This is a genomic window from Pseudogracilibacillus sp. SE30717A, assembly GCF_037071985.1.
Taxonomy (GTDB): Bacteria; Bacillota; Bacilli; order Bacillales; family Amphibacillaceae; genus Pseudogracilibacillus.
Genome location: NZ_JAXHDF010000001.1, coordinates 213573 through 234433 on the forward strand (window position 1 = coordinate 213573; position 20861 = coordinate 234433).

Sequence of the window (20861 nt, forward strand, 5' to 3'; positions counted from 1 at the left end):
CATATTCATTCATGATCGATAATATAACAACTTCTTGATCTGCTCTTTTAGCTTTGAATTAGAAATCAAATCAATTTTTTCAGCTGGAAAATACATTTTATGATCTTCTCTTGTTTTTCCGGTTATTGAATCGACGATAACCGAGTGAGTCGATAATTCTTTTTTCTCCCCTGATGGCATTTGTAAATAAATTGGAACACGACCTTCTCCTGCCCGATAAACATCGTATGGTAGATCAGAAGATGAATCAATAACCAAATAATAGTTTGGATCAATATCTGCTTGATAAAATAGATCTTTTAAATTTTCATATTGTTCCTTATGCTTTTCGGGATTGTATTCAACATATTTAAATAAACAGCGATTGATAAAACGTGTGCATAAATCACTTAGTACCTCATCTTTTTCATTTTGCCACCTTTGGAAATAATAATAAATAACCGGCTCATCCAGTTGTAAATAATCTTTAAGTTTCACTTCATTTTTAAAAAATGAAAGTAATAAGGTTGGCTCCATTTCGAATTGATAGCCTTGTTGATATAAATCTTTTGCACGATGGAAGATCTTTGTTAATATTACTTCCGCACTCCGTGTCACAGGATGAAAATAAACTTGCCAATACATTTGATAGCGCGACATGATATAATCTTCTACCGCATGCATACCTGTTGATTTTATGACAATTTGATCCTTTGTTGGACGCATGACACGTAAAATTCTTTCCATATCAAATTGCCCATAACTTACACCTGTATAATATGCATCTCGAAGCAAATAATCCATTCGATCAGCATCAATTTGACTAGAGATAATACTGATTACTAATTTATCCTCGTATGTTTTATCGATTATTTGAGCTACTTTTTCAGGAAAACCACGCTCTACTCTGTTAAGTATTGTATTCACATTTGTATCTTCTAAAATAATTCGTTTAGTAAAATCTTCATGATCTAGGTTAAAGACTTTTTCAAAAGAGTGAGAGAATGGTCCATGCCCAAGATCATGTAATAAAGCCGCACATAAACTCACTAATCGTTCTTCATGATTCCATCCCTCTTGTGTTTCCATTTTATTAATCATCCGCCTGACAATTTCATAAACACCTAAGGAATGATTAAAACGGCTATGTTCTGCCCCGTGAAACGTTAAATACGTCGTACCTAATTGTTTAATTCTACGGAGTCGTTGAAATTCCGGAGTTGCGATCAAATCCCAAATAACACGATCACTTACCCGAACATAGCGATGAACAGGGTCTTTAAAAACCTTCACCTCGTCTAATAGCTCTGTTTTATATACCAAAGTAATCAACCCGTTTCTTTTCATACTATTACATTCTATTATATAATAGTTTCAGATTAGATTAAACAGCGTAATGATAAGGAGTTTATTCGTGGAAAATATTTATCAACTTATTAATCATTCAGCAATTCGCTTTCTTGACCATTCAAAGGGAGCCACTATATTTCATCAACCTAACAATGGATTGGCTTCATTTGCCATCGACGATGCAATTGCAACAGCAGTAGGTAATCGAGTTGCCCCTGTTACAGTTCGCATATGGGTTCATCCGCATACAATTGTTCTAGGAATCCCGGATTCTAGACTTCCATATTTAACAAAAGGGCTAGATTTTATTAAAGACCAAGGATATCATGCGATTATTCGTAACTCAGGAGGATTAGCTGTTCTCTTAGATAAAGACGTCTTAAATATGTCGCTTATCCTTCCAAGCAATAACAAGCTATCTATTTATGATGGATATGACTTAATGGTTGATTTTATCCAAGATCTTTTTAATAAGGAGACAAATGAAATAAAGGCATTTGAAATAAAAGGTTCTTACTGTCCAGGGGATTACGATCTTAGTATCGATGGCATTAAATTTGCTGGGATTTCCCAACGGAGGGTCCGAAATGGTGTGGCAGTCCAAATATATATAGATATAGCTGGAAGTAGTTATAAGCGCGCTTCTATTGTACGAGACTTTTACAAGCTTAGTAAACAAGGAGCACAGACCAAATATAGTTACCCTGAAATAACTCCGAATGTCATGGGATCTATTAATGAATTACTTCATCAAAACTATACAGTTAATCAAATCATCCAACGAATAAAGGAACTATTAATCGACAAAGGAAATCAACTACTTGAAGCGGATTTATTGCCATTAGAGGCGGATATTTTTAATAACAGACTCGAACAAATGCAAAAAAGAAATGAAAAAATCAAACTGTATAACCCGAGCTAATCTTATTTTATAAAACGTAGTATGCAATTCTAGAATGAAACTTTTAATAATTTCATATTAAGGAATTCGTTTACGTTTCAAAATTGAATGTAAATGAAAAGACTAACTATGCCAGACAGATGATAGCTTCGGAAATATACTTCGCTTTCACCACAGGCATAAGCGCGACATCAGTTCAAGCAACGCTTACACTTGCTTTCACTGTGTCTCCTTTACCACGGGACGGCGATCTGCTTCTGTAGCTCCCCGTTCCGTGTCGCTACAGGGATCTTCCGACGTACAGGATGTACTAGTGCAGACGTTGCCACAGGACGTGGCGTACTTAGTCTGCGTTCCCCTGTCGCTTTTCCCGTTGGAGTCTACGTATATTTCCTACGCTAAACAAATATATTATTCGCCTTTTCCGTGCTAGTTTTATTTAGCCACTTTCATTCAGCTTTGTGCGGCTGTTATTAACGCTAATTTATATACATCTTCTTCACTACATCCGCGTGATAAGTCGTTGACTGGTTTGTTGAGTCCTTGTAAAATTGGGCCGACAGCTTCAAAACCACCTAATCGCTCGGTAATTTTATATCCAATATTTCCAGCTTCCAAACTTGGAAAAACAAACACTGTTGCATCGCCCTTAATGGTTGAATTTGGAGCTTTTTTTGCAGCAACACTCGGAACGAACGCTGCATCAAATTGGAATTCTCCATCAATAATTAATTCTGGCTCTCTCTCTTTTGCATATTTTACCGCCTCTATTACACGCTCTGTCTCCTCCGACTTTGCTGAACCCTTTGTTGAAAAGCTCAACATCGCGACGCGAGGATCAACATTAAATAATTTTGCGGTTCTTGCACTTTCTATTGCAATTTCGGCTAAATCTTCACTTGTTGGTGCAATATTAATTGCACAATCTGCAAACATATATTTTTCGTCATTCCGCACCATGACAAATACTCCAGATGTTTTCCTGACGCCTTCTTTCGTCTTAATAATTTGCAACGCTGGGCGGACAGTGTCAGAAGTAGAGTGGGCTGCACCGCTTACTAATCCGTCGGCTTCATTCATATGTACAAGCATTGTCCCAAAATAATTTGCGTCTATTAATACATGTTCCGCTTTTTTTCTTTCCACTCTCCCATTACGTCGTTCAACAAACGATTCAACCATTTCATCCCATTTTACATAATCGGCCGGATCAATGATCTCACACTCTGAAATATCCGCGTTCAATTCCTTTGCTAACTCAACTACTTCATTTCTTTTTCCAATTAAAACGGGTGTCACTAGACTTTCATTTGCTAATCGACCTGCGGCTAATAAGATTCGTTCATCTGTTGCTTCAGGAAAAACTATTTTTTTCTTTTTACCCTTTGTTAAATTGTCTTTTAACGCTGAAAATAAATCACTCATGAAGATCCCTCCGAAAGTTACTTAAACTAATGATTCAATTTACTTATTTATCGAATTATTAGACAACTTTAATTATAACAAGCTCAACTGATAATTCAAGAAAACTTTATGACATTTTTTCAAATGTCGAATTTCTCGCTTCAGTTGTGGTATAGTAGGATTGTCTTTAATTACAGAGTAATGGAGGAATATAAGTTATGGTACAGGCAGTCGAAACTTTTGACGGTTGGTATAGTTTACATGATTTACGCTCCATCGATTGGACGTCTTGGAAATATGCTCAGGAAGAAGAGCGTCAGGAAGCAATCAAAGAATTCAATGATCTGCTTTCTAAATGGGAAACTGTGGAAGAAGAAAAAAAAGGCAGCCATGCATTTTATAAAGTTGTTGGTCAAAAAGCTGATTTTATCTTCATGTTCTTAAGACCGACGATGGAAGAGCTTAATGAAATTGAAACTGAAATTAATAAATCAAAATTTGCAGAGTTTTTAATACCTGCACATTCTTATCTTTCAGTAGTTGAAATTTCTCGTTATCAACCTGAAAAACCGGGAGAAGATTTGGAAAACAGCCCCTATATTCAAGGAAGGCTATATCCTACTTTACCTAAATTTGACTATATGTCTTTTTATCCGATGAATCGTCGTCGCGAAGGTAACGACAATTGGTATACGTTAGAAAAAGATGTACGTGGCAAACTGTTATACGAGCATAGTAAAACTGGCAGAAAATACGCAGGTAAAGTACAGCAAGTAATTACCGGTTCTATCGGATTTGACGACTGGGAGTGGGGAGTAACTTTATTTGCACATGATGTATTAGAACTTAAAAAGATCGTATACGAAATGCGTTTTGATGAAGTTAGTTCACGATACGGCGAATTCGGTGAGTTTTTTATCGGAACAAAAATTACTAAAGAAGAATTACCGGATTATTTAAGTATATAAAACATAAAAAGACTTTCATGGACTATATGAAAGTCTTTTTTGATACTCAGCTTATAAATATCCTTCTACTCATAACCTGCTTAATACATACATATATTACATCAATAACATCTTCCCGTAAGTAGGTGTAAAGTATGCAGCATGAGCGAGATAAATATAATTTATTAAGTATTGGATCACTTGGTCTTGCAATACTTATTGGATTTATTGCTATGATAAAGTCAACTTTTCTTTTAATCATCGTTTCATTTTATATGATAGCTGCCAGTTTAATTTGCGAAGCCTTATTGCTTAACATTTCATTTCGACAAATCGAAGGATTAAAACAGCTGGCAAGGGCGATAGTCCTAATTATTTTCGTCACTTATTTGCTATTTACTACCATGAGAAAATTATAGAATTTTCATCACAGCATAACCAAGTAAAATCCAGCCGATTAAAAAAATAACCCCGCCAAATGGAGTGATCATTGCTAATGATCGGATTCCGGTAGTAGAGTAAATATATAAACTACCTGAGAATAATAAAATACCAATAATAAACATCCAACCTGCCCACATTAAAGTGCTTGATTGGAACTTTAACATTAAAACAGCTGTTATAAGAATACTGCCAGTATGAAACATTTGATAAGTTACAGCTTTTTCCCATGTTTTTATAGCATTTTCTGATATTTTTCCTTCTAATCCATGTGCCCCAAAGGCTCCTAATGCAACAGCTAAAAATCCATTAATCGCACCTATAATAAATAATAGCTTCATTTTTCATTTCCTTTCGTATGTTAAAAATCGAAGATAGAAGTACCATCATCGTCATTCACAGAAGGTGTAACCGATATATCATTATTAACAGGATCCGCTACGAAAGTTCTTTGTTCCTTCGTAGTTTGTATGTTAGTATCCTTATTTTCTTCGAGAAGTAACTCACATAATAATTTTATTTTAGAAATATGTTCTCTTTTTTCTTGCTCATCTGAAGTCTTTTTTGCTTGTTCTAACTCTTTCTGCATCTTATTAATGATTGTTTCACTAGATACTACCATTAATGATGAACACCTCCATACTACACTTAGGTTTAGTATAACATTGTTATTTATGACTTGGAATTTTAAACCTCACAACAAACAAGCCCTACCCAAATTTATGGATAAGACTTTCCCTACGTGATCATTATTTCGTTTTTATTTTAGCTGCTTCTTCCTGCTTATGTTTTTCATAAACCCATTTTAAAAAATCAATTTCTTTTGGTTGAAGTTCCCTGTCGAGCTTTTTCTTTGTTAATTCACAAACGTCCATCCACCCAAATACCACACGACAGTCCCCTTTCTACTAAAAACAACGATTTTCCATCATTATACAATTGACTAAATGTTTTAGCAATAGTTTTTTCAAATATATGAATCAACAAAAAGCGAAAGATTTCTTCATAGTAAAGGAACATGGAGAAATCTTTCGAATAATGACTAAAACCTATTTGACATATTATTTAATAAATAATTTTCGATCGACATTAGCTAATACTTCTACTCCATTTTCAGTGACACGGAATGTTTCACTAATTTCAATACCATAGTTATCCATCCAAATTCCCGGTATCATATGAAAAACCATGTTTGGCTGCAGAACAGTTTTATCTCCGGGTCTTAGACTTGCTGTATGCTCACCCCAGTCAGGTGGGTAATTTAGTCCTGTCGAATAGCCGATACGGGATTCTTTTTCAAAACCACGTTTTTCAATCGACTTTCTCCATGCCATTTCTACTTCTTCACAAGTAGCTCCCGGCTTAATAACATCAAGAGCTGCCTCTATTCCCTCTATAGCTACATCAGCTAATTCTTCCATTTCAGAAGTAGGTTTACCTATCACTAAAGTTCTTGCAAGCGGAGAGTGATATCGTTTATGACACCCGGCCAGTTCCAAAATGACAGGATCCCCTTCTTTATAAACCTCATCTGTCCATGTTAAATGACAAGCGGATGTTTTTTCTCCAGATGGTAGTAAAGGAACAATTGATGTATAATCTCCGCCAAATTCTTCCGTTCCTGAAATTTGCTTATGGAAAATATCTGCTACAACATCACATTCCCTTACTCCGGCATTAATTCTTTCAATTCCTTTATGCATTGTTTCTGTAACGATGGTGGCAGCTCTCTTAATGTATTTAATTTCTTGGTCGGACTTAATAATCCGAATCCAATTCACAAGGCTAGTTCCATCGACAAACGTTGCGTTTGGAAGTTGTTTTGTTAGTTGAATATAATTTTTGGCGGTAAAATAATATGCATCAAACTCTGCAGCAATCGTTTTATTTGATTGGCCCTTTTCTTTTAATATAGCGGCTACAAAATCCATTGGATGTTTTACTGTCGATTGAACATGGTCATCCGAATATGGAAGGATATTTTTACTACTTAACCATGTAGTAATTTCTGCTGCACTACCATCAATGCCTCGTCCTACCCAAATCGGTTCTTCTTCTTCAGCGATGACGATTAGCAGTTGGTGTACATAAAATGACCAAGCGTCAAACCCAGTCAAATAATTCATGTTGGCTGGATCTGTGACTAATAATACATCTATTCCTTGTTTTTCCATGCTTTGTTTTGTCTTTATAAGTCTCGTTTGGAATTCTGATTTAGAAAAATGTAACATATTATCCTACCTTTCGTTTTGTCATGTAAGTATAAGGGATCAATATTTTTAGTTTCTCAGCCATGGAGAAAAAATTCACTTTCGTTCGTCCCAACAAACCATTTGTAACGTACACAAAATCCGTAGACTGTGACGTAAAATTATAAATTAATTTAGCGCAAAAAATTCACTTCAGCAGAATCCTTCGCTTTCCACGGGACATCGCCTCAGCTTCCTCGCGAAAGACCGTCGAAGATTCCTTCTACTATAAGGGACATTAAAAGAAATTAACGCTTGTTAAAGCTAAATTTCCTCACAAAAAAGGAGCCCAATTCAAATGGTTCAATAAATGAGATCAGACTCCCTTATGAATGTGTTAAAAAGGAATAATACCTTTATTTACTTTTTAGAAATAATTTACTCTGCTAACTCTGCTTCAGCTTCTTCTATCTCTTTTTCTAGAGTTTCAAGAATTTCTTTTGCAGCATCGCTTTCTTTCTTATACTCTTCACGCGCTGGTAATGATAGCTCTTTAAATGCTTCTCTTTGTTCTGAAGTTAACTCAATAATTTCAATGTCTTCTTCCTTAGCTTTTTCAAGAGCTTTTTCAGCTTCTTCGTCTTGCATATCGAAAGACCATTCGTTTACTTCATCTACAACATCACGGATGATCTGCTGATCTTCTTCGGATAAACCTTCAAAGAAATCTTGGTTAGCAGCAGTTACAGTTGTGTAAATATGATGTTTTGAATCCATTAAGTAATCTTGCACTTCTAGGAAGTTACTGCTAACAATATAGAACAGTGGGTTTTCCTGTGCATCGATACCTTTTGTTTGAAGCATTGTATAAATTTCACCGGAATCAGTCGGTGTTGGATTTGCTCCCATTAACTCATACGACTTAATAATTAAGCTTGTTGGCATCGTACGGATTTTAACGCCTTTCATGTCATCTGGTGTTGTAATTTCTTTGTTAGCCGTCCAATACATAAATCCTTCCAACCAGAATTTAAAAGGTGTAATTCCTTTTTCTTCATATTTTTCAGCTAATGGTCCATATAATGCTTCACTTTCGTTAAAGACTTTCTTGTTTACTTCTAAGTTATCAGAGAATAAGAACGGAATTGCCATGATTTGTGACTCAGGGATAACGTCACCTGAAAATCCTGGAGATGTGATTGCAATCTCGATTGCTCCAGTTTGTAATGATTGTAATACATCCATGTTCGTGCCAAGTGTACCTGCTGTATACACATCAACTTTAATTCTTCCATCTGTTTTTTCTTCAATCAATTCTTTAAATTTGTTTGCATAAAGATCTTGAACATCTCCTTGACCTTCTTCATGAGCAAACTTTAATGTCATTTCTTCTCCACCTGAGCTAGCATCACTTCCGCTGTCACCGGTATCTGTACCAGAATCAGCATCATCACTGCCCCCGCCACAAGCTACTAAAGCAATTGATAAAATAAACATAAATAAAAGTAAATAAAATCCTTTTTTATTATACAAATTATTTCCTCCTTTTATATTTAGCGTGCTACTTTTAGACCCCCACTATTAGTAGAAACTAAACACCCCCCAAAAGAAATAAAAATATGAGATGCTGTCTAAAGACTGTTTAACCTCCCTTAGATGTACCAAGGATGTCCTGATAAACCATAATTATTTCCGGATAAAAAATTAAAAGTGCATTTATCGCTACGAAAATAAGTATATATGGAACAATTCCTCTCACTACATCCAGATAAGGCTTTTTAAATATGGCACAAGCCGTAAATATATTAACCCCAAATGGAGGAGTAACCGTACCAAGTGTTGCTTGCATTGTAATTAATATTCCAATTGCAACCGGATGAATATCCGCCGCAACAGCAATTGGGAAAAAGATTGGAGTTAAAATTGCAATCGCTACTAGCGAATCAACAAACATACAAGAGATCAAGAAAAATAATGACATAATGAGTAAGATCTCAAGCTGAGATGGATCAGAGCTTAATACTGTCTCAATTAATAACTGAGGGATTCTCAAATAAGAAATAATCCAAGAAAAAGCACCGCCAGCTGCTAATAAAATAAATACAATGCTTGTCACTACCCCTGTTGAAATAGCTATACGATAAATATCCTTTATTTTAATCGATCGGTAGATTACAAGTTCCAGAAGTGCTGCATAAAGTACCGAAAACGCTGCCGCTTCTGTAGGACTGAACATTCCGGTATAAATTCCACCAAGAATAAGAATTGGAAATCCGAACGTTAATAGCGCTCTTTTAAAAGAATCCCAACGCTGCTTCCAAGACGCTTTCGGCTCAACCGGAATATCTTTTTTAATAGCAATAAAGAATTCCCAAAGGGCAAAACCGAAAAACACCATCAGACCAGGAATAATCCCTGCGATAAATAAATCTCCTACCGATGTTCCGGTCAACATGCCGTAATAAATCATTACGATACTCGGTGGAATTAAGATTGCAATCCCTGCAGAGTTAATAATTAAACCGATAATATGCGAGTCTTTATACCCGTATTCCAATGCTCTATTCCTCATCGGTCTTCCAATTGCTGCAATCGTTGCCTGTGAGGAACCGGATACAGAACCGAACATCGTACTTGTTGCCGCTGCAACAATTCCCGTTCCCCCACGGATATGTCCAAACATGTCTTTAACAAAATCTAATAATCTATTAGCTGTTCTACCTTCAACAATAATATCTGCCGCAAATATAAACATAGGTATTGCTAATAATACATACGATTCAATACTGCTTGACATCTGCTGAATAAACATTACCATATCCATATTCGGTGCAAATATCAATGTCATTAATAAAGCTGACACAAGTAATACAATCATAATTGGAAAATTTAAAAACAACATAATGAATAATAAAGCTATAATAAACCACATGGTTTTTCTATCCCTCCGCTCTCACTCTGTTTTCTGCTTGTTATTTTTCGGATCATTTTCATGGTTTATCAGTTATGAATCATCCTGCACTGTTTCGGTGATCCGTTTACCAAAATCAACAAAGTAACGGATACTTGCTAAGAAAAAACCAACTGGAATAAACATCATGGTTAGATATAATGGTGTTCTTAAAATTGTAGAAACTTGACCCAATGTATGTAAGTGTTGAACATACTTAATAGCTAAATACGTGCAGAAAACTAATACGAGAGCAGATAATAAATTAATGAATATTCCCAAAATTCGTTGAACCTTTTTAGGCATCAAATCATAAAATCCTGACATTTCTATATGCATCCCTTTGCGAGCAGCATAACCTAACCCCATAAATGTAAGAACGATAATTCCAACTTTGCCTATTTCCTCGGTAAATGCCCAACTTTTATTGAAAAAATAACGACTTACCGCATTACCTACTAACATAAAACTAATTAAGATGGTTGTAATACTTAATATTCCTGCCTCAATCTTCTCCCAAATTTCATCTATCTTACGTAAAGCACCCATCATAACACCCCCCTTTTATTTTGCAATACGCTTTCATAACTTCGTTCAATTATGAAGTGTTTTCTATCTATCAAACAGCTGACCAAAATTCTTTAAGTTTGCTTTTACATTACTCAATCTTAACGTGTGCCAAAAGGTCGCTTGGTTTGAAGTGATTACCGGTTTTTGAAGATCTTCCTCTAAAACTTTAATCAGATTTGCAGCTGAAAGACCAGTACAAGAAATGAATACCGCTTCTGCATCATCTGTATTTACATCTATTGCCATCTGATAAATCGAATGAATATCTAAATTTGAAATCTCATAATCATTCATAATGCCTAAACCTGTCATGTTTGTTATTTGTAAATCGCAGTCTGTAAAATATTGATATGCTAAATCATTTACATCTTTTTCATAGGGCGTCGCAATTGCCACTTTTTTAATATTGAGTGATTTCAATGCTTCTACAACCGAATTCGCAGTTGTTGTACAAGGCATGTTAGCGATCGTTTCCATTTGATTGATAAATTCTTTGTCATACTTGACACCGTTTACAAAACTTCCACTCGTACAGCCGAAAGCAATCGTATTTAAAGGAGCTTGTGCAAGTAGCTTTGTTGCCTCTAATACATCTTCTTGAAGTGTCGACAAATCACTTATTGTAAATTGTTCCGGTCGCTCACATAGAGCTACTCTTGACGTATGCGTGGTAACTCCTTCGGGCGCCATTTGGTTAAATTCTACTTCCATGGCGTAAGCTGAAGCAATATATATTAAACCTATTTTTGCTCTCCAACCATAAGGGGCATATTCCATTATGTTCTCTCCCATCCTTTATCTCGATGTTCTTCGATCAAGTATTAGCGTGATGTTCATAGAGAATATCACAAGGTAAGTTTATTTCTTATATTATAAAAATCGGCATGTACGAAATCAACGTTTAATATGTATGAAATTAATAATTTATCATTAGACAATTTGTTTAGTCAAATAATTTCAGTTAATATTCAACTTATCACATGGAAATAGTATGTTTCATTAATGTTGAAAAAAAACAGGGGAGTATAAAGTAACTCCACCTGTATTTTTCATTTTATATAACTGCCTTAATAGACTCATTAACAATTGTAATCATCTCATCCATTTGTTTTTTATTAATGACGAACGGTGGAGCGAACGCTAATGTGTCTTGACCATCATAAACAACCGAACGGCAAATTAAACCTCTTTTTAATGCTTCTGCAACTATCTTAGGACCAACTGGATCTACATCAGCTGACTGTCTTTCAATACCAATGGCACCTAATAAACCAATTCCTCTAACATCAATAACTTTTTCGTTTTGTTCCTGGATCCATTTGAATCCTTTTAACATTTCTTCGCCCATTGCATTTACATTATCAATTAATTTTTCATTTTTAATAATTTCTAAGTTTTTCAATGCTACTGCAGCAGCTGTTGGGTGCCCACTATACGTGTACCCATGCCAGAAGTTACCTTCCGTTTTTTCATAGATTTCTTTATGGAGTTTTTCAGAAATAATCATTCCGCCAAGCGGTGCATATCCACTTGTAACTCCTTTTGCCATCGTAATAATATCTGGTGTAATTCCGAAGTTTTCCATGCCGAAGTTTGTACCTGTTCGGCCAAACCCACAAATTACTTCGTCAGAAATAATCAAAATGTCATTTTCATCACATATTTTACGGACTTCTTCAAAATACCCATCACTAGGTAAGTTTACCCCTCCTGAACCTTGAACTGGCTCAGAAATAAACGCAGCGATTGTATCTGCCCCTTCTTTTTCAATTAGCTCTTTTAATGACTCTATCGTACTATCAACATAGTAAAAGTCTGGAGCAATAGATTGCGTGAATTTATGGAACTCTGGAATTCCTGTAGCACTTGTTGCCCCCATAGCAACCCCATGATACGATTTTTTTCGAGAAACGATTTTTTTCTTTTCAGGACGTCCTTTTATATTCCAATAATGACGTACCGTTTTAAACGCAGAATCATTCGCCTCTGATCCACCAGATGTAAAGAACGTTGCATTTAAATCGCCTGGTGCCCATTTGGCAACTTCAGCCGCAAGTCGAATTACCGGCTCATGACTCCAGTTACTGAAAGCCGATGTAAAGGCCAATTTCCCCATCTGTTCTTTAGCCACTTCGCCAAGCTCTTCTCTTCCATGCCCAATGTTTACATTCCATAAAGAAGATAAACTATCAATCAAAGTTCTGCCTTCTACATCTTTTAAATAAATACCGTCGCCTTCTGTGAAAATAAAGGCTGGTCCTTCTTCCTGCAATTGTTTCATATTAGATGTAGGATGGATAAAATGCTTCTTATCCAGTTCTACCAATTCTTCTTTTAATTTATTGTCTTTCGTAATTTGAGCCATTTTAATTTCCTCCTTGTGTATTCATGCGCACTAACCAATCTGTACAATGAATGAAGGAGTTTTTCCAAAAATGTTAATAGAATTTAACCTTATTCCATTTTATACTTGGTTATTGTACATGGTATATTTTCAAATTTCAAATGATACAAAATTTATCCTAATTTAAAATTAACGACTTTTGGTTCTGTCATTTCTTGAATCGTGTATTTAACTCCTTCACGTCCAAGGCCTGATCCTTTTACTCCTCCGAATGGCATACCATCAATTCGGTAATCACTACTATCATTGATCATGATGCCTCCGACTTCCAATTGTTTAATTGCCTGAAAAGCAAGATTTATGTCTTTTGTAAAAATACCTGCCTGTAATCCATAATTTACATGATTTGCCTTTTCAATTGCTTCATCAAGATCTTTCACTTCAAACAGAATCACTACTGGACCGAAAATTTCTTCCTTTGCAATTTTTGCATCTGTTGGTACATTCGTTAACACTGTCGGCGAATAAAATGCACCATCTCTCTTTCCACCTGTAAGCAGAGTTGCGCCATCCTTTAGTGCATCATTGACCCATTCTTCAACACGGATAGCTTCTTTTTCTGAAATTAATGGTCCCATATCTGTCGCTTCATCTTTTTTATTGCCTGTTTTATACTTGTTTGTCTCATTCACAAATTTGTGAACAAACTCATCGAAATTAGGAGTTTCAATAAATATTCTTTGAACACCTAAACAGTTTTGACCAACCGCTCCAAAAGCCCCGGCAACACAACTATTGACTGCCTCATTTATGTCTGCATCTTGTAAAATAATTGCAGGTGAATTTGAGCCCAATTCCATGCTTAATTTTTTCAAGCCGGCCTTTTTAGCAATTTTCTCGCCTGTTTCCAACCCTCCCGTAAAAGACACCATGCGGATGGAAGGATGTGTAACGAGTGTATCGCCAATTTCACCACCACTTCCAGTTACCACAGAAAGAACTTTTCCAGGAAGACCGGCATCATCAAATGCTTCGGCTAATAAAAGTGCACTTAATGGTGTGAGCGTTGCAGGTTTTACAATAATCGCATTCCCTGATGCAATAGCAGGACCTACCTTATGTGCCACTAAATTAAGCGGATCATTAAATGGAGTAATGGCTGCAACAATTCCAATTGGGAAATTATAATAATAACCAATTCTATTCTCATGGCCCGGCATTTGATCAAAAGGAATAGTTTCTCCAATAATTCTTCTTGCCTCTTCAGCAGAAAGCCTAAGTGTATTCACACATCTTGCAACTTCTCCTCTTGCTTCCTTGATTGTCTTACTTCCTTCACTAGCAATGGTTTCAGAAAAAATATCGCTATTCTTTTCAATATAATCCGCTGCTTTATTTATAATTGTTATTCGTTCATGGACAGGCATGTTTGCTGCAATTTTTGCGCCTTCTTCCGCTGCTTCAATCGCGGCCAATATATCAGCTTTTGATGCTTTTGGTACCGTACTAATTACTGAATTATCTTGTGGATCATATACATGGATAACTTCATCTTTTTCAATCCACTTTCCACCTAAAAACATCTTCTTCCCTTTTACAGTTGTCATCATATTCTCACGCACCTTTCTGAATTGAATTTCTTTTTAAGGGGTGATGCAATTCTTCACGGTTTAAAAACTTATTAACAGCCGCAACAAAAATTGCAGTACCAATCGGTAAACATCGTTCATCAATATCAAAAATTGGTGTATGCAGATCTCGATCTAATCCGTCTTCTAAAGAGCAACCTAAGAAAAACATTGATCCAGGTATTTGCTCCGTCATGTAGCCAAAATCTTCTCCACCCATTCCAAATGGTTCCCAATGAATTTGCATACCTGGATATAGTTCATGTATCGATTGCTCAATGATCATATTTACTTCCATATCATTGTTTAAAGCCGGCTCGCCTTTTTCTAGTTCAAATTCATAGGAACCACCAAATGTTTCTGCTAATTTAAAAACATTCTCCACTTCTTCTGCCAACTTTTCCCTCGCTTCCGGGGAATAAGATCTTAGTGTTCCTTCAATTTTCACTTCGGAAGGGATAACATTACTTACCGCTCCAGCTTCAACTTTTCCGATACTTGCCGCAACGATATCTAAAGGTGAAATTCTTCTTCCGACTGTTCCATAAAAAGTTTGTAAAATAGACCCTAACATCCATAGAGGATCTGTTGACAAATGTGGATAACCACCATGTCCTCCTGTTCCTCTGATCGTCGCTTCAAACACATCTACATTTGCCATACTAAAACCATTATTCATTTGTACAACTCCAACTGGATGCCATGGACATACATGAAGCGCAATTATCGCTTCTACATCTTGTAATGCACCTGCCTGGATCATATATGGCGCTCCTGAAAGTCCATGTATATCTGTACTTTCCTCTGCAGGCTGAAAAATAAACTTTACCGTTCCAGATAATTTTCCTTCACGAAATTGTTCAGCCAATAAATGAATCGCACCTAAAAGCATCGCTGTGTGCGCATCGTGTCCACATGCATGCATTACTCCATCGTTTTTAGATACAAAGGAATGATCGTTCTCTTCTTGAATTGGCAGCGCATCCATATCAGCTCTAATTGCGATAGTCGGACCTTCTCCTGTCGTTAATGTTGCTACAATCCCGTTACCCCCAACATTTGTTTCAACAAAAACGTTTTCTATCTTTGCTAGTTCGTTGGCTACAAACTTTGAAGTTTCAACTTCCTCAAAGCTTAATTCTGGGTGTTCATGTAAATATCGACGCCATAAAGTTAACTTTTCAAATAAGGATTCAGCTCCCTCTACTATTTTCATAACACATCAACTCACTTTTCTTCTGTTAATTTTTTATATGCATAAAGTGCAATTTTTGTATCCTGTGCTCCAGTTCCTGTTAAATCAGCAATAGTAATATCTTGACTAGATTTTCTGTATTTTACCTTCTGCAAAATCATGTTGCCTAATTCATAAATTTTTGACGTATCATGTAATATGTTTTTGTTAAATGCTTCTCGAAGTTCCCCATGTTCTTTACTTTGTGAAATGACATCACAACAGATAATATTCGCATACTTAAAAATTTCTGGATCTAATTCTTGCTTATGATCAGCATCTGCCCCAACTGCCGTAATATGCATTCCATCCGGCACCCATTCATGCCTAACGATTGGCTCGTTAGATGGAGTGGCAGTAATTAAAAGTTCACTTGACTTTACAACTTGTTCTGGCGTTTCAACGATATGGACATCGACATGAAGAGCAGATTCTATATATTGTTTAAACTCTCCCATTCGCTTCTGAGTTCTTCCATATACATACACCGTCTTAAAGTCACGAACCTTCTTCAATGCCATAAGTTGCATTTTCGCCTGTGAACCAGTCCCGATAACTCCTACCTTATTTATAACGTCATTCGCTAAATACTTAGCGGCGATTGCACCTGCAGCTCCTGTTCGCAGGTCTGTTAGAAAACCATTATCATAAAAAAATGCCTCCGGTTTTCCATTAAGTGCGTTCATCAGCATCATCACACCACTAGTACTAGAAAACCCAATACTAAAGTTATTAAAAAAGTGTGATGAAACTTTAAGCGCAAACATTTCCAATCCTGTGATTAAAGCTGTTTTCACTATTATTTCACCATTATGATTAGGGACATTAACACGCATTGTCGGTGGCATTTCGATTTGGTTAGTGCTAATCATTTTAAATGCCGATTCGACTTCTTCGATAACTTCATCATTCAATTCAAGTTGTTGTCGAATTTCGTCTTCAGTAAAAATCAGCATACGCATGCCCCCTTTTACATTTATAGACAATATTAGGAATTTACTCTAACCCAATTATACGATTGACATTGGTAAGGAAACAATTGCAACAATGTATGAATTTTTCAATTAACTTTATATACAAATTGTATGAATTATTCTGCTTACAGCTCCTAGAACAGAAAAGTACGTTTAATCCATTAGAGCAGGGAATTGAATAACCCTACCCTCTAACATCACCATACATTAGACTGTCTAACAATGAATTAAAGATTCCTTAATCGAATCTCTATAAAAAACGTGCACGCTTTTTATTGAAAGAAAAGAAAGTTAAATTTATTTGCTACCCTAATACGTCAGACTTTGGAAGATAAATTGCCCAAGCTGTATATAAGATAGAACAACTTTCATTCAATGAGTAACTTTGCATTAATAGTCCTTTTGAATTTGTATCAACCAAAAAAACGAATGTAATACAATTTTATGCATATAGTGTATTAATTAAATAAATCGAATTACTCATGACCAATTACATTCCAAATAGCGCTTAATAGAAGGAGGTCAAAATGCAAGATAAAGTAAAATCATATTCTTTACCAAAAAATGAACATAAAACAATTTGGAAGGATCAAATAAGCTATTATCTCAACGTAAAAAGAGCTCTTGAAATATTTGCTAGTCTTCTTTTAATAATAATCTTTTCACCTTTATTTTTATTGGTCAGTCTAGCAATATTAATTACCTGTGGAAGACCAATTTTCTTTCGCCAAGAGCGAATAGGCAAAGATGCACAACCTTTTATAATATGGAAATTTCGTACGATGAAGGAAAATAAAATGGCACAGGAATTAAACACCTCGTTGTGGATAAATGGTATTGCAGATGACTTTATTTTTAAGTCAGAACCATCTTCATATGTCACAACAATCGGTATTTGGTTACGAAAGTTTAGTATTGATGAAATACCTCAATTAATAAATGTTTTGAAAGGAGATATGAGCTTTGTAGGGCCAAGACCTGAAACATTAAAAATAGCTAAATACTATAATGAGTATCAAAAAAGACGCTTACTTGTAAAACCAGGTATAACTGGCTATGCCCAAATTAAAGGTAGATCGCATATGACTCATGGACAAAAAATCGAGTATGATTTGTACTATGTAAAAAATCAGTCCCTCTCATTTGATCTAATAATCCTTTTTTTAACTATTATTAAAGTAATCAAAACTGAAGGAGCCATTTAACAAATTAAAACAATAATAAAGTGGTGATGTAAATGGAAATGACATATCAATTAAACGATTTTTTAATTATATTTAAGAAAAAACTAAAACATCTAATTATTATTCCCTTACTGTTTGCCTGTTGCGGTTTGCTTATTAGTTATTTTTTTATCTCTCCCCTCTATGAATCTCGTGTAGATCTATTAATTAATTATCCATTAACAAATACTGAAGAACAGTTAACAACGATGGATATTGAAACAAATTTAAGACTAATTGAAACATATCAATTCATTATTAAAAGTGATTATATTATTGATATTGTCTCCCAGGAGCTTGACCATACATATTCAAATGAAGAATTAAAAAACAATCTTCATATTGAAGCAAGTTCAGATTCACAAATAGTTTCCTTATTTGTTAGAAATAATAATTTGGAAAAGTCAGTGGAAATTGTCAATTTAATAGCAATAACTATTCAAAAAGAAGTTAAAACGTTAATGAATATTGAAAACATCCAAATATTAACGACTGCAACAAAGGATAAGTTTAAAGACCCTATTTTCCCAAAACCTATTTTTTTAACCATTTTGTCATTTACAATCGGCGTTCTATCAGTCGTCATTTATACCTTATTATCCTACTATTTCCGTACGAAAGTCAGCACAAAAGAAGATGTTGAAAAGTTTCTCGGGTTACCTTTGATTGGAAAAATCAACACTTTCCAAATAAAATCGAAAAAATATTATTCAGAAGATATTAGAGATTTATCTTTCATACTAAAGAGTAGAATTATCCCAAGAAATGAACCGACTGTTGAGGCTTACCGAACGTTACGAACAAACTTACAGTTTCAAGCTAGAGTGAACTCTTTAAAAACTATTCTTGTAACAAGCACCTCGAAGAATGAAGGTAAAACAACAACAAGTCGAAACTTAGCCGCAATAATGGCACTAGATAATAAAAAAACCGTATTAATTGATGCTGATTTGCGTAAAGAAAAACCTGAGATAGGATTTGGAAGAATTGGGCTTACCAACTATTTAGCAGGTCATAATTCATTAGAAGATATATTAATTGAAACGTCAACACCAAACTTAAAACTAATAGCTTCCGGCCCATTACCTCCAACACCGTCCGAATTATTATCTTCTAAACACATGGATGAAATGCTCGATGAACTAAAAAGTCAATTTGATCAAATTATTATTGATAGTCCACCATTATTTTTATCGGATGCCTCTATTTTAGCCACGAAGGTAGATGGCTGTATGCTTGTGATACAAGCTGATAAAACAAAAGTAACTCATGTTCGCCAAGCAATAGATCAACTTAAAAATGTCCATGCTACCATCCTTGGCACCGTCTTGAATAAGGCCAAATTGGAGAAAAAAATCCTCGAAAATTATAACTATGGAACAAGGTGGAAAAAGAATGAAGCAAGGGTTAGCGAAGAGTCTACATTTAATTAAAAATGACTTTGTCCGTAGTGTAACTGTATTAATGTCTGGAACTATGTTATCACAAATGGCCATCATATTAGTAACCCCTATTTTAACAAGAATATATGGGCCAGAAGAGTTTGGCGTTTATGCAGTTTACACAGCAATTTTATATACTGTTTCCATTATTGCATCACTACATTATGAAACAGCAATCCCACTCCCTAAAGAAGACTCAGACTCTATCAATATAATGGTCGTAGCTCTCATTATTCTCTGTGGCACAATTCTATTTATTTCACTATGTATGATACTTTTTCTTCAACCACTTATTGATTTGTTTCGTATTCAAAACTTTGCAACCTATTTGTACGGCCTTCCTTTAAGTATCTTAGGGTTAGGTATGTTTCAAGTATTTCAACTATGGGCTCTTCGGCAGGAAAAATATTCAAATATCGCCAAAGGTAGAGTGCGAATGAATATTACACAAATTAGCTCACAAGTGGGGTTGGGAATTATATCTAATACCGGTGGTTTTTTAATAGCTGGGGAAGTATTGGGGCGAATGATTGGCGGTCTAGGATTAGCATACTCATTTAAAAAGGATATTTTAACATCAATTAATCATATTTCATGGAAAAAAATTAAATCAATGGCCATTCGATACAAAAACTTCCCATTAATTTCTAGCTGGTCATCTGTTTTAGAGGGGCTTTCAAACCATATTCCAACTTTTTTTATTGCAGGTACATTAGGGGTCAAAGCAGCAGGATGGTATTTGATTGCTGGGAGAATTTTAGCCTTACCGGAGGCAATACTAGGTTATTCGGTGAAACAAGTATATTTAGCAAAAGCAGCCAAACTATTGCATCAATCATTTTCAGAGTTTTTAATGCTTTTTTGGACGACAGTAAAGAAACTTATACTCATTGCATGCATTGTGTTCACCTTCATATCTATCCTATCTCCTTCCGTATTTCCAATTGTCTTTGGTAATGAATGGAAAGAAGCAGGAACCTATGTGTTATGTATGTGCGTTTTATATTTTATCCAGTTTATAGTCGTTCCAATTAGTACGAATTTCTATTTACTTGAACTATTACATATGCAAATATTCGTTGAAGCAGGCCGATTAATATTACTCCTTGCAGGAATTTTGTATGCCAATTATTTTTTAACAGAAGCATGGCAAATCATTTTATGTATGAGTATTGCGGGATCATTCGGGTCTCTCTTAGTAGGTATCGCATCTTGGTACAGCACATCTTATTACCGCAAAAAATTAACTTTGTAGTACGTAAACATTTTTTCAAAAAACCATTAC

20 protein-coding genes are annotated in these 20861 nt (G+C 35.2%); 6 read left to right on the top strand and 14 right to left on the bottom strand.

The genetic code is table 11. From position 1 onward, the window contains the following. Window positions 1–9: 9 nt before the first annotated feature. Entirely contained in the window at window positions 10–1302 is a 1293-nt protein-coding gene (locus tag SPD48_RS01025) for an HD domain-containing protein (RefSeq protein ID WP_442962094.1), read from the bottom strand. A 91-nt stretch (window positions 1303–1393) separates the two neighbouring features. On the opposite strand from SPD48_RS01025, the gene SPD48_RS01030 reads away from it, so the two are divergent. Then, a complete protein-coding gene (locus SPD48_RS01030; protein WP_336256187.1) occupies window positions 1394–2251 on the top strand; it encodes a lipoate--protein ligase family protein in 858 nt (285 codons plus the stop codon). 432 nt (window positions 2252–2683) lie between these two features. Here the strand turns inward: SPD48_RS01030 and pta are convergent, their stop codons facing one another. Beyond that, window positions 2684–3655 (bottom strand): phosphate acetyltransferase, encoded by a 972-nt coding sequence (pta, locus tag SPD48_RS01035; RefSeq protein ID WP_336256188.1) that lies wholly within the window; start codon window positions 3653–3655, stop codon window positions 2684–2686. A 197-nt stretch (window positions 3656–3852) separates the two neighbouring features. Between pta and hemQ the strand changes: the two genes are divergently transcribed. Together hemQ and SPD48_RS01045 are read left to right on the top strand one after the other, a co-directional pair. Beyond that, a complete protein-coding gene (gene hemQ / locus SPD48_RS01040; RefSeq protein ID WP_336256189.1) occupies window positions 3853–4602 on the top strand; it encodes a hydrogen peroxide-dependent heme synthase in 750 nt (249 codons plus the stop codon). Window positions 4603–4736: 134 nt separating this feature from the next. After that, window positions 4737–5000, top strand: coding sequence for a hypothetical protein (locus SPD48_RS01045; protein ID WP_336256190.1), 264 nt, complete (start codon window positions 4737–4739; stop codon window positions 4998–5000). Here the strand turns inward: SPD48_RS01045 and SPD48_RS01050 are convergent. The 12 genes from SPD48_RS01050 to SPD48_RS01105 all read right to left on the bottom strand — a co-directional run bounded on the left by SPD48_RS01050 (window position 4995) and on the right by SPD48_RS01105 (window position 16893). Continuing rightward, a complete protein-coding gene (locus SPD48_RS01050) occupies window positions 4995–5363 on the bottom strand; it encodes a DUF423 domain-containing protein (protein WP_336256191.1) in 369 nt (122 codons plus the stop codon). The two genes, SPD48_RS01045 and SPD48_RS01050, sit on opposite strands and share 6 nt — an antisense overlap. 20 nt (window positions 5364–5383) lie before the next feature. Further along, window positions 5384–5644 carry a DUF5327 family protein gene (locus SPD48_RS01055; protein WP_336256192.1) on the bottom strand — a complete coding sequence of 87 codons (261 nt, stop codon included), beginning with the start codon at window positions 5642–5644 and terminating at the stop codon, window positions 5384–5386. Between the two features lie 127 nt (window positions 5645–5771). Then, window positions 5772–5912: a hypothetical protein gene (locus SPD48_RS01060; protein ID WP_336256193.1), complete on the bottom strand. Its 141-nt coding sequence runs from the start codon at window positions 5910–5912 to the stop codon at window positions 5772–5774. A gap of 171 nt (window positions 5913–6083) precedes the next feature. Continuing rightward, window positions 6084–7253 carry a M24 family metallopeptidase gene (locus tag SPD48_RS01065; protein WP_336256194.1) on the bottom strand — a complete coding sequence of 390 codons (1170 nt, stop codon included), beginning with the start codon at window positions 7251–7253 and terminating at the stop codon, window positions 6084–6086. 396 nt (window positions 7254–7649) lie between these two features. Next, window positions 7650–8744 (bottom strand): TRAP transporter substrate-binding protein DctP, encoded by a 1095-nt coding sequence (gene dctP, locus SPD48_RS01070; protein WP_336256195.1) that lies wholly within the window; start codon window positions 8742–8744, stop codon window positions 7650–7652. Window positions 8745–8853: 109 nt separating this feature from the next. Next, window positions 8854–10143 carry a TRAP transporter large permease gene (locus SPD48_RS01075; RefSeq protein ID WP_336256196.1) on the bottom strand — a complete coding sequence of 430 codons (1290 nt, stop codon included), beginning with the start codon at window positions 10141–10143 and terminating at the stop codon, window positions 8854–8856. Between the two features lie 72 nt (window positions 10144–10215). Further along, window positions 10216–10710: a TRAP transporter small permease gene (locus SPD48_RS01080; protein ID WP_336256197.1), complete on the bottom strand. Its 495-nt coding sequence runs from the start codon at window positions 10708–10710 to the stop codon at window positions 10216–10218. Window positions 10711–10773: 63 nt separating this feature from the next. Next, window positions 10774–11508 carry a maleate cis-trans isomerase family protein gene (locus SPD48_RS01085; RefSeq protein WP_336256198.1) on the bottom strand — a complete coding sequence of 245 codons (735 nt, stop codon included), beginning with the start codon at window positions 11506–11508 and terminating at the stop codon, window positions 10774–10776. 277 nt (window positions 11509–11785) lie between these two features. Continuing rightward, window positions 11786–13096: an aminotransferase family protein gene (locus SPD48_RS01090; protein ID WP_336256199.1), complete on the bottom strand. Its 1311-nt coding sequence runs from the start codon at window positions 13094–13096 to the stop codon at window positions 11786–11788. A 152-nt stretch (window positions 13097–13248) separates the two neighbouring features. Then, complete coding sequence (locus SPD48_RS01095) at window positions 13249–14685, bottom strand: aldehyde dehydrogenase family protein (RefSeq protein WP_336256200.1); 1437 nt, start codon at window positions 14683–14685, stop codon at window positions 13249–13251. Window positions 14686–14689: 4 nt separating this feature from the next. Next, complete coding sequence (locus SPD48_RS01100) at window positions 14690–15919, bottom strand: M20 metallopeptidase family protein (protein WP_336256201.1); 1230 nt, start codon at window positions 15917–15919, stop codon at window positions 14690–14692. A gap of 11 nt (window positions 15920–15930) precedes the next feature. Continuing rightward, a complete protein-coding gene (locus SPD48_RS01105; RefSeq protein ID WP_336256202.1) occupies window positions 15931–16893 on the bottom strand; it encodes an ornithine cyclodeaminase family protein in 963 nt (320 codons plus the stop codon). A 545-nt stretch (window positions 16894–17438) separates the two neighbouring features. Here SPD48_RS01105 and SPD48_RS01110 point away from each other — a divergent pair. From SPD48_RS01110 to SPD48_RS01120, 3 genes are read left to right on the top strand one after another with little or no spacing between them, the layout of a single operon-like run. Continuing rightward, on the top strand, window positions 17439–18116 hold the full coding sequence (locus tag SPD48_RS01110) for a sugar transferase (protein ID WP_336256203.1): 678 nt from the start codon (window positions 17439–17441) through the stop codon (window positions 18114–18116). A 32-nt stretch (window positions 18117–18148) separates the two neighbouring features. Beyond that, window positions 18149–19567: a polysaccharide biosynthesis tyrosine autokinase gene (locus SPD48_RS01115; RefSeq protein ID WP_336256204.1), complete on the top strand. Its 1419-nt coding sequence runs from the start codon at window positions 18149–18151 to the stop codon at window positions 19565–19567. Then, window positions 19530–20831: a lipopolysaccharide biosynthesis protein gene (locus SPD48_RS01120; RefSeq protein ID WP_336256205.1), complete on the top strand. Its 1302-nt coding sequence runs from the start codon at window positions 19530–19532 to the stop codon at window positions 20829–20831. Before SPD48_RS01115 ends, SPD48_RS01120 begins: the two co-directional genes overlap by 38 nt. Window positions 20832–20861: the final 30 nt, after the last annotated feature.

Bases quoted from the DNA above. Each gene is read 5' to 3' on its own strand.
- SPD48_RS01120 (WP_336256205.1), top strand. From the start codon at position 19,530: ATGAAGCAAGGGTTAGCGAAGAGTCTACATTTAATTAAAAATGACTTT.
- SPD48_RS01045 (WP_336256190.1), top strand. From the start codon at position 4,737: ATGCAGCATGAGCGAGATAAATATAATTTATTAAGTATTGGATCACTT.
- SPD48_RS01080 (WP_336256197.1), bottom strand. From the start codon at position 10,710: ATGGGTGCTTTACGTAAGATAGATGAAATTTGGGAGAAGATTGAGGCA.
- SPD48_RS01095 (WP_336256200.1), bottom strand. From the start codon at position 14,685: ATGATGACAACTGTAAAAGGGAAGAAGATGTTTTTAGGTGGAAAGTGG.
- SPD48_RS01115 (WP_336256204.1), top strand. From the start codon at position 18,149: ATGGAAATGACATATCAATTAAACGATTTTTTAATTATATTTAAGAAA.
- SPD48_RS01090 (WP_336256199.1), bottom strand. From the start codon at position 13,096: ATGGCTCAAATTACGAAAGACAATAAATTAAAAGAAGAATTGGTAGAA.
- SPD48_RS01105 (WP_336256202.1), bottom strand. From the start codon at position 16,893: ATGCTGATTTTTACTGAAGACGAAATTCGACAACAACTTGAATTGAAT.
- SPD48_RS01055 (WP_336256192.1), bottom strand. From the start codon at position 5,644: ATGGTAGTATCTAGTGAAACAATCATTAATAAGATGCAGAAAGAGTTA.
- SPD48_RS01050 (WP_336256191.1), bottom strand. From the start codon at position 5,363: ATGAAGCTATTATTTATTATAGGTGCGATTAATGGATTTTTAGCTGTT.
- hemQ (WP_336256189.1), top strand. From the start codon at position 3,853: ATGGTACAGGCAGTCGAAACTTTTGACGGTTGGTATAGTTTACATGAT.
- SPD48_RS01085 (WP_336256198.1), bottom strand. From the start codon at position 11,508: ATGGAATATGCCCCTTATGGTTGGAGAGCAAAAATAGGTTTAATATAT.
- SPD48_RS01100 (WP_336256201.1), bottom strand. From the start codon at position 15,919: ATGAAAATAGTAGAGGGAGCTGAATCCTTATTTGAAAAGTTAACTTTA.
- pta (WP_336256188.1), bottom strand. From the start codon at position 3,655: ATGAGTGATTTATTTTCAGCGTTAAAAGACAATTTAACAAAGGGTAAA.
- SPD48_RS01075 (WP_336256196.1), bottom strand. From the start codon at position 10,143: ATGTGGTTTATTATAGCTTTATTATTCATTATGTTGTTTTTAAATTTT.
- SPD48_RS01065 (WP_336256194.1), bottom strand. From the start codon at position 7,253: ATGTTACATTTTTCTAAATCAGAATTCCAAACGAGACTTATAAAGACA.
- SPD48_RS01110 (WP_336256203.1), top strand. From the start codon at position 17,439: ATGCAAGATAAAGTAAAATCATATTCTTTACCAAAAAATGAACATAAA.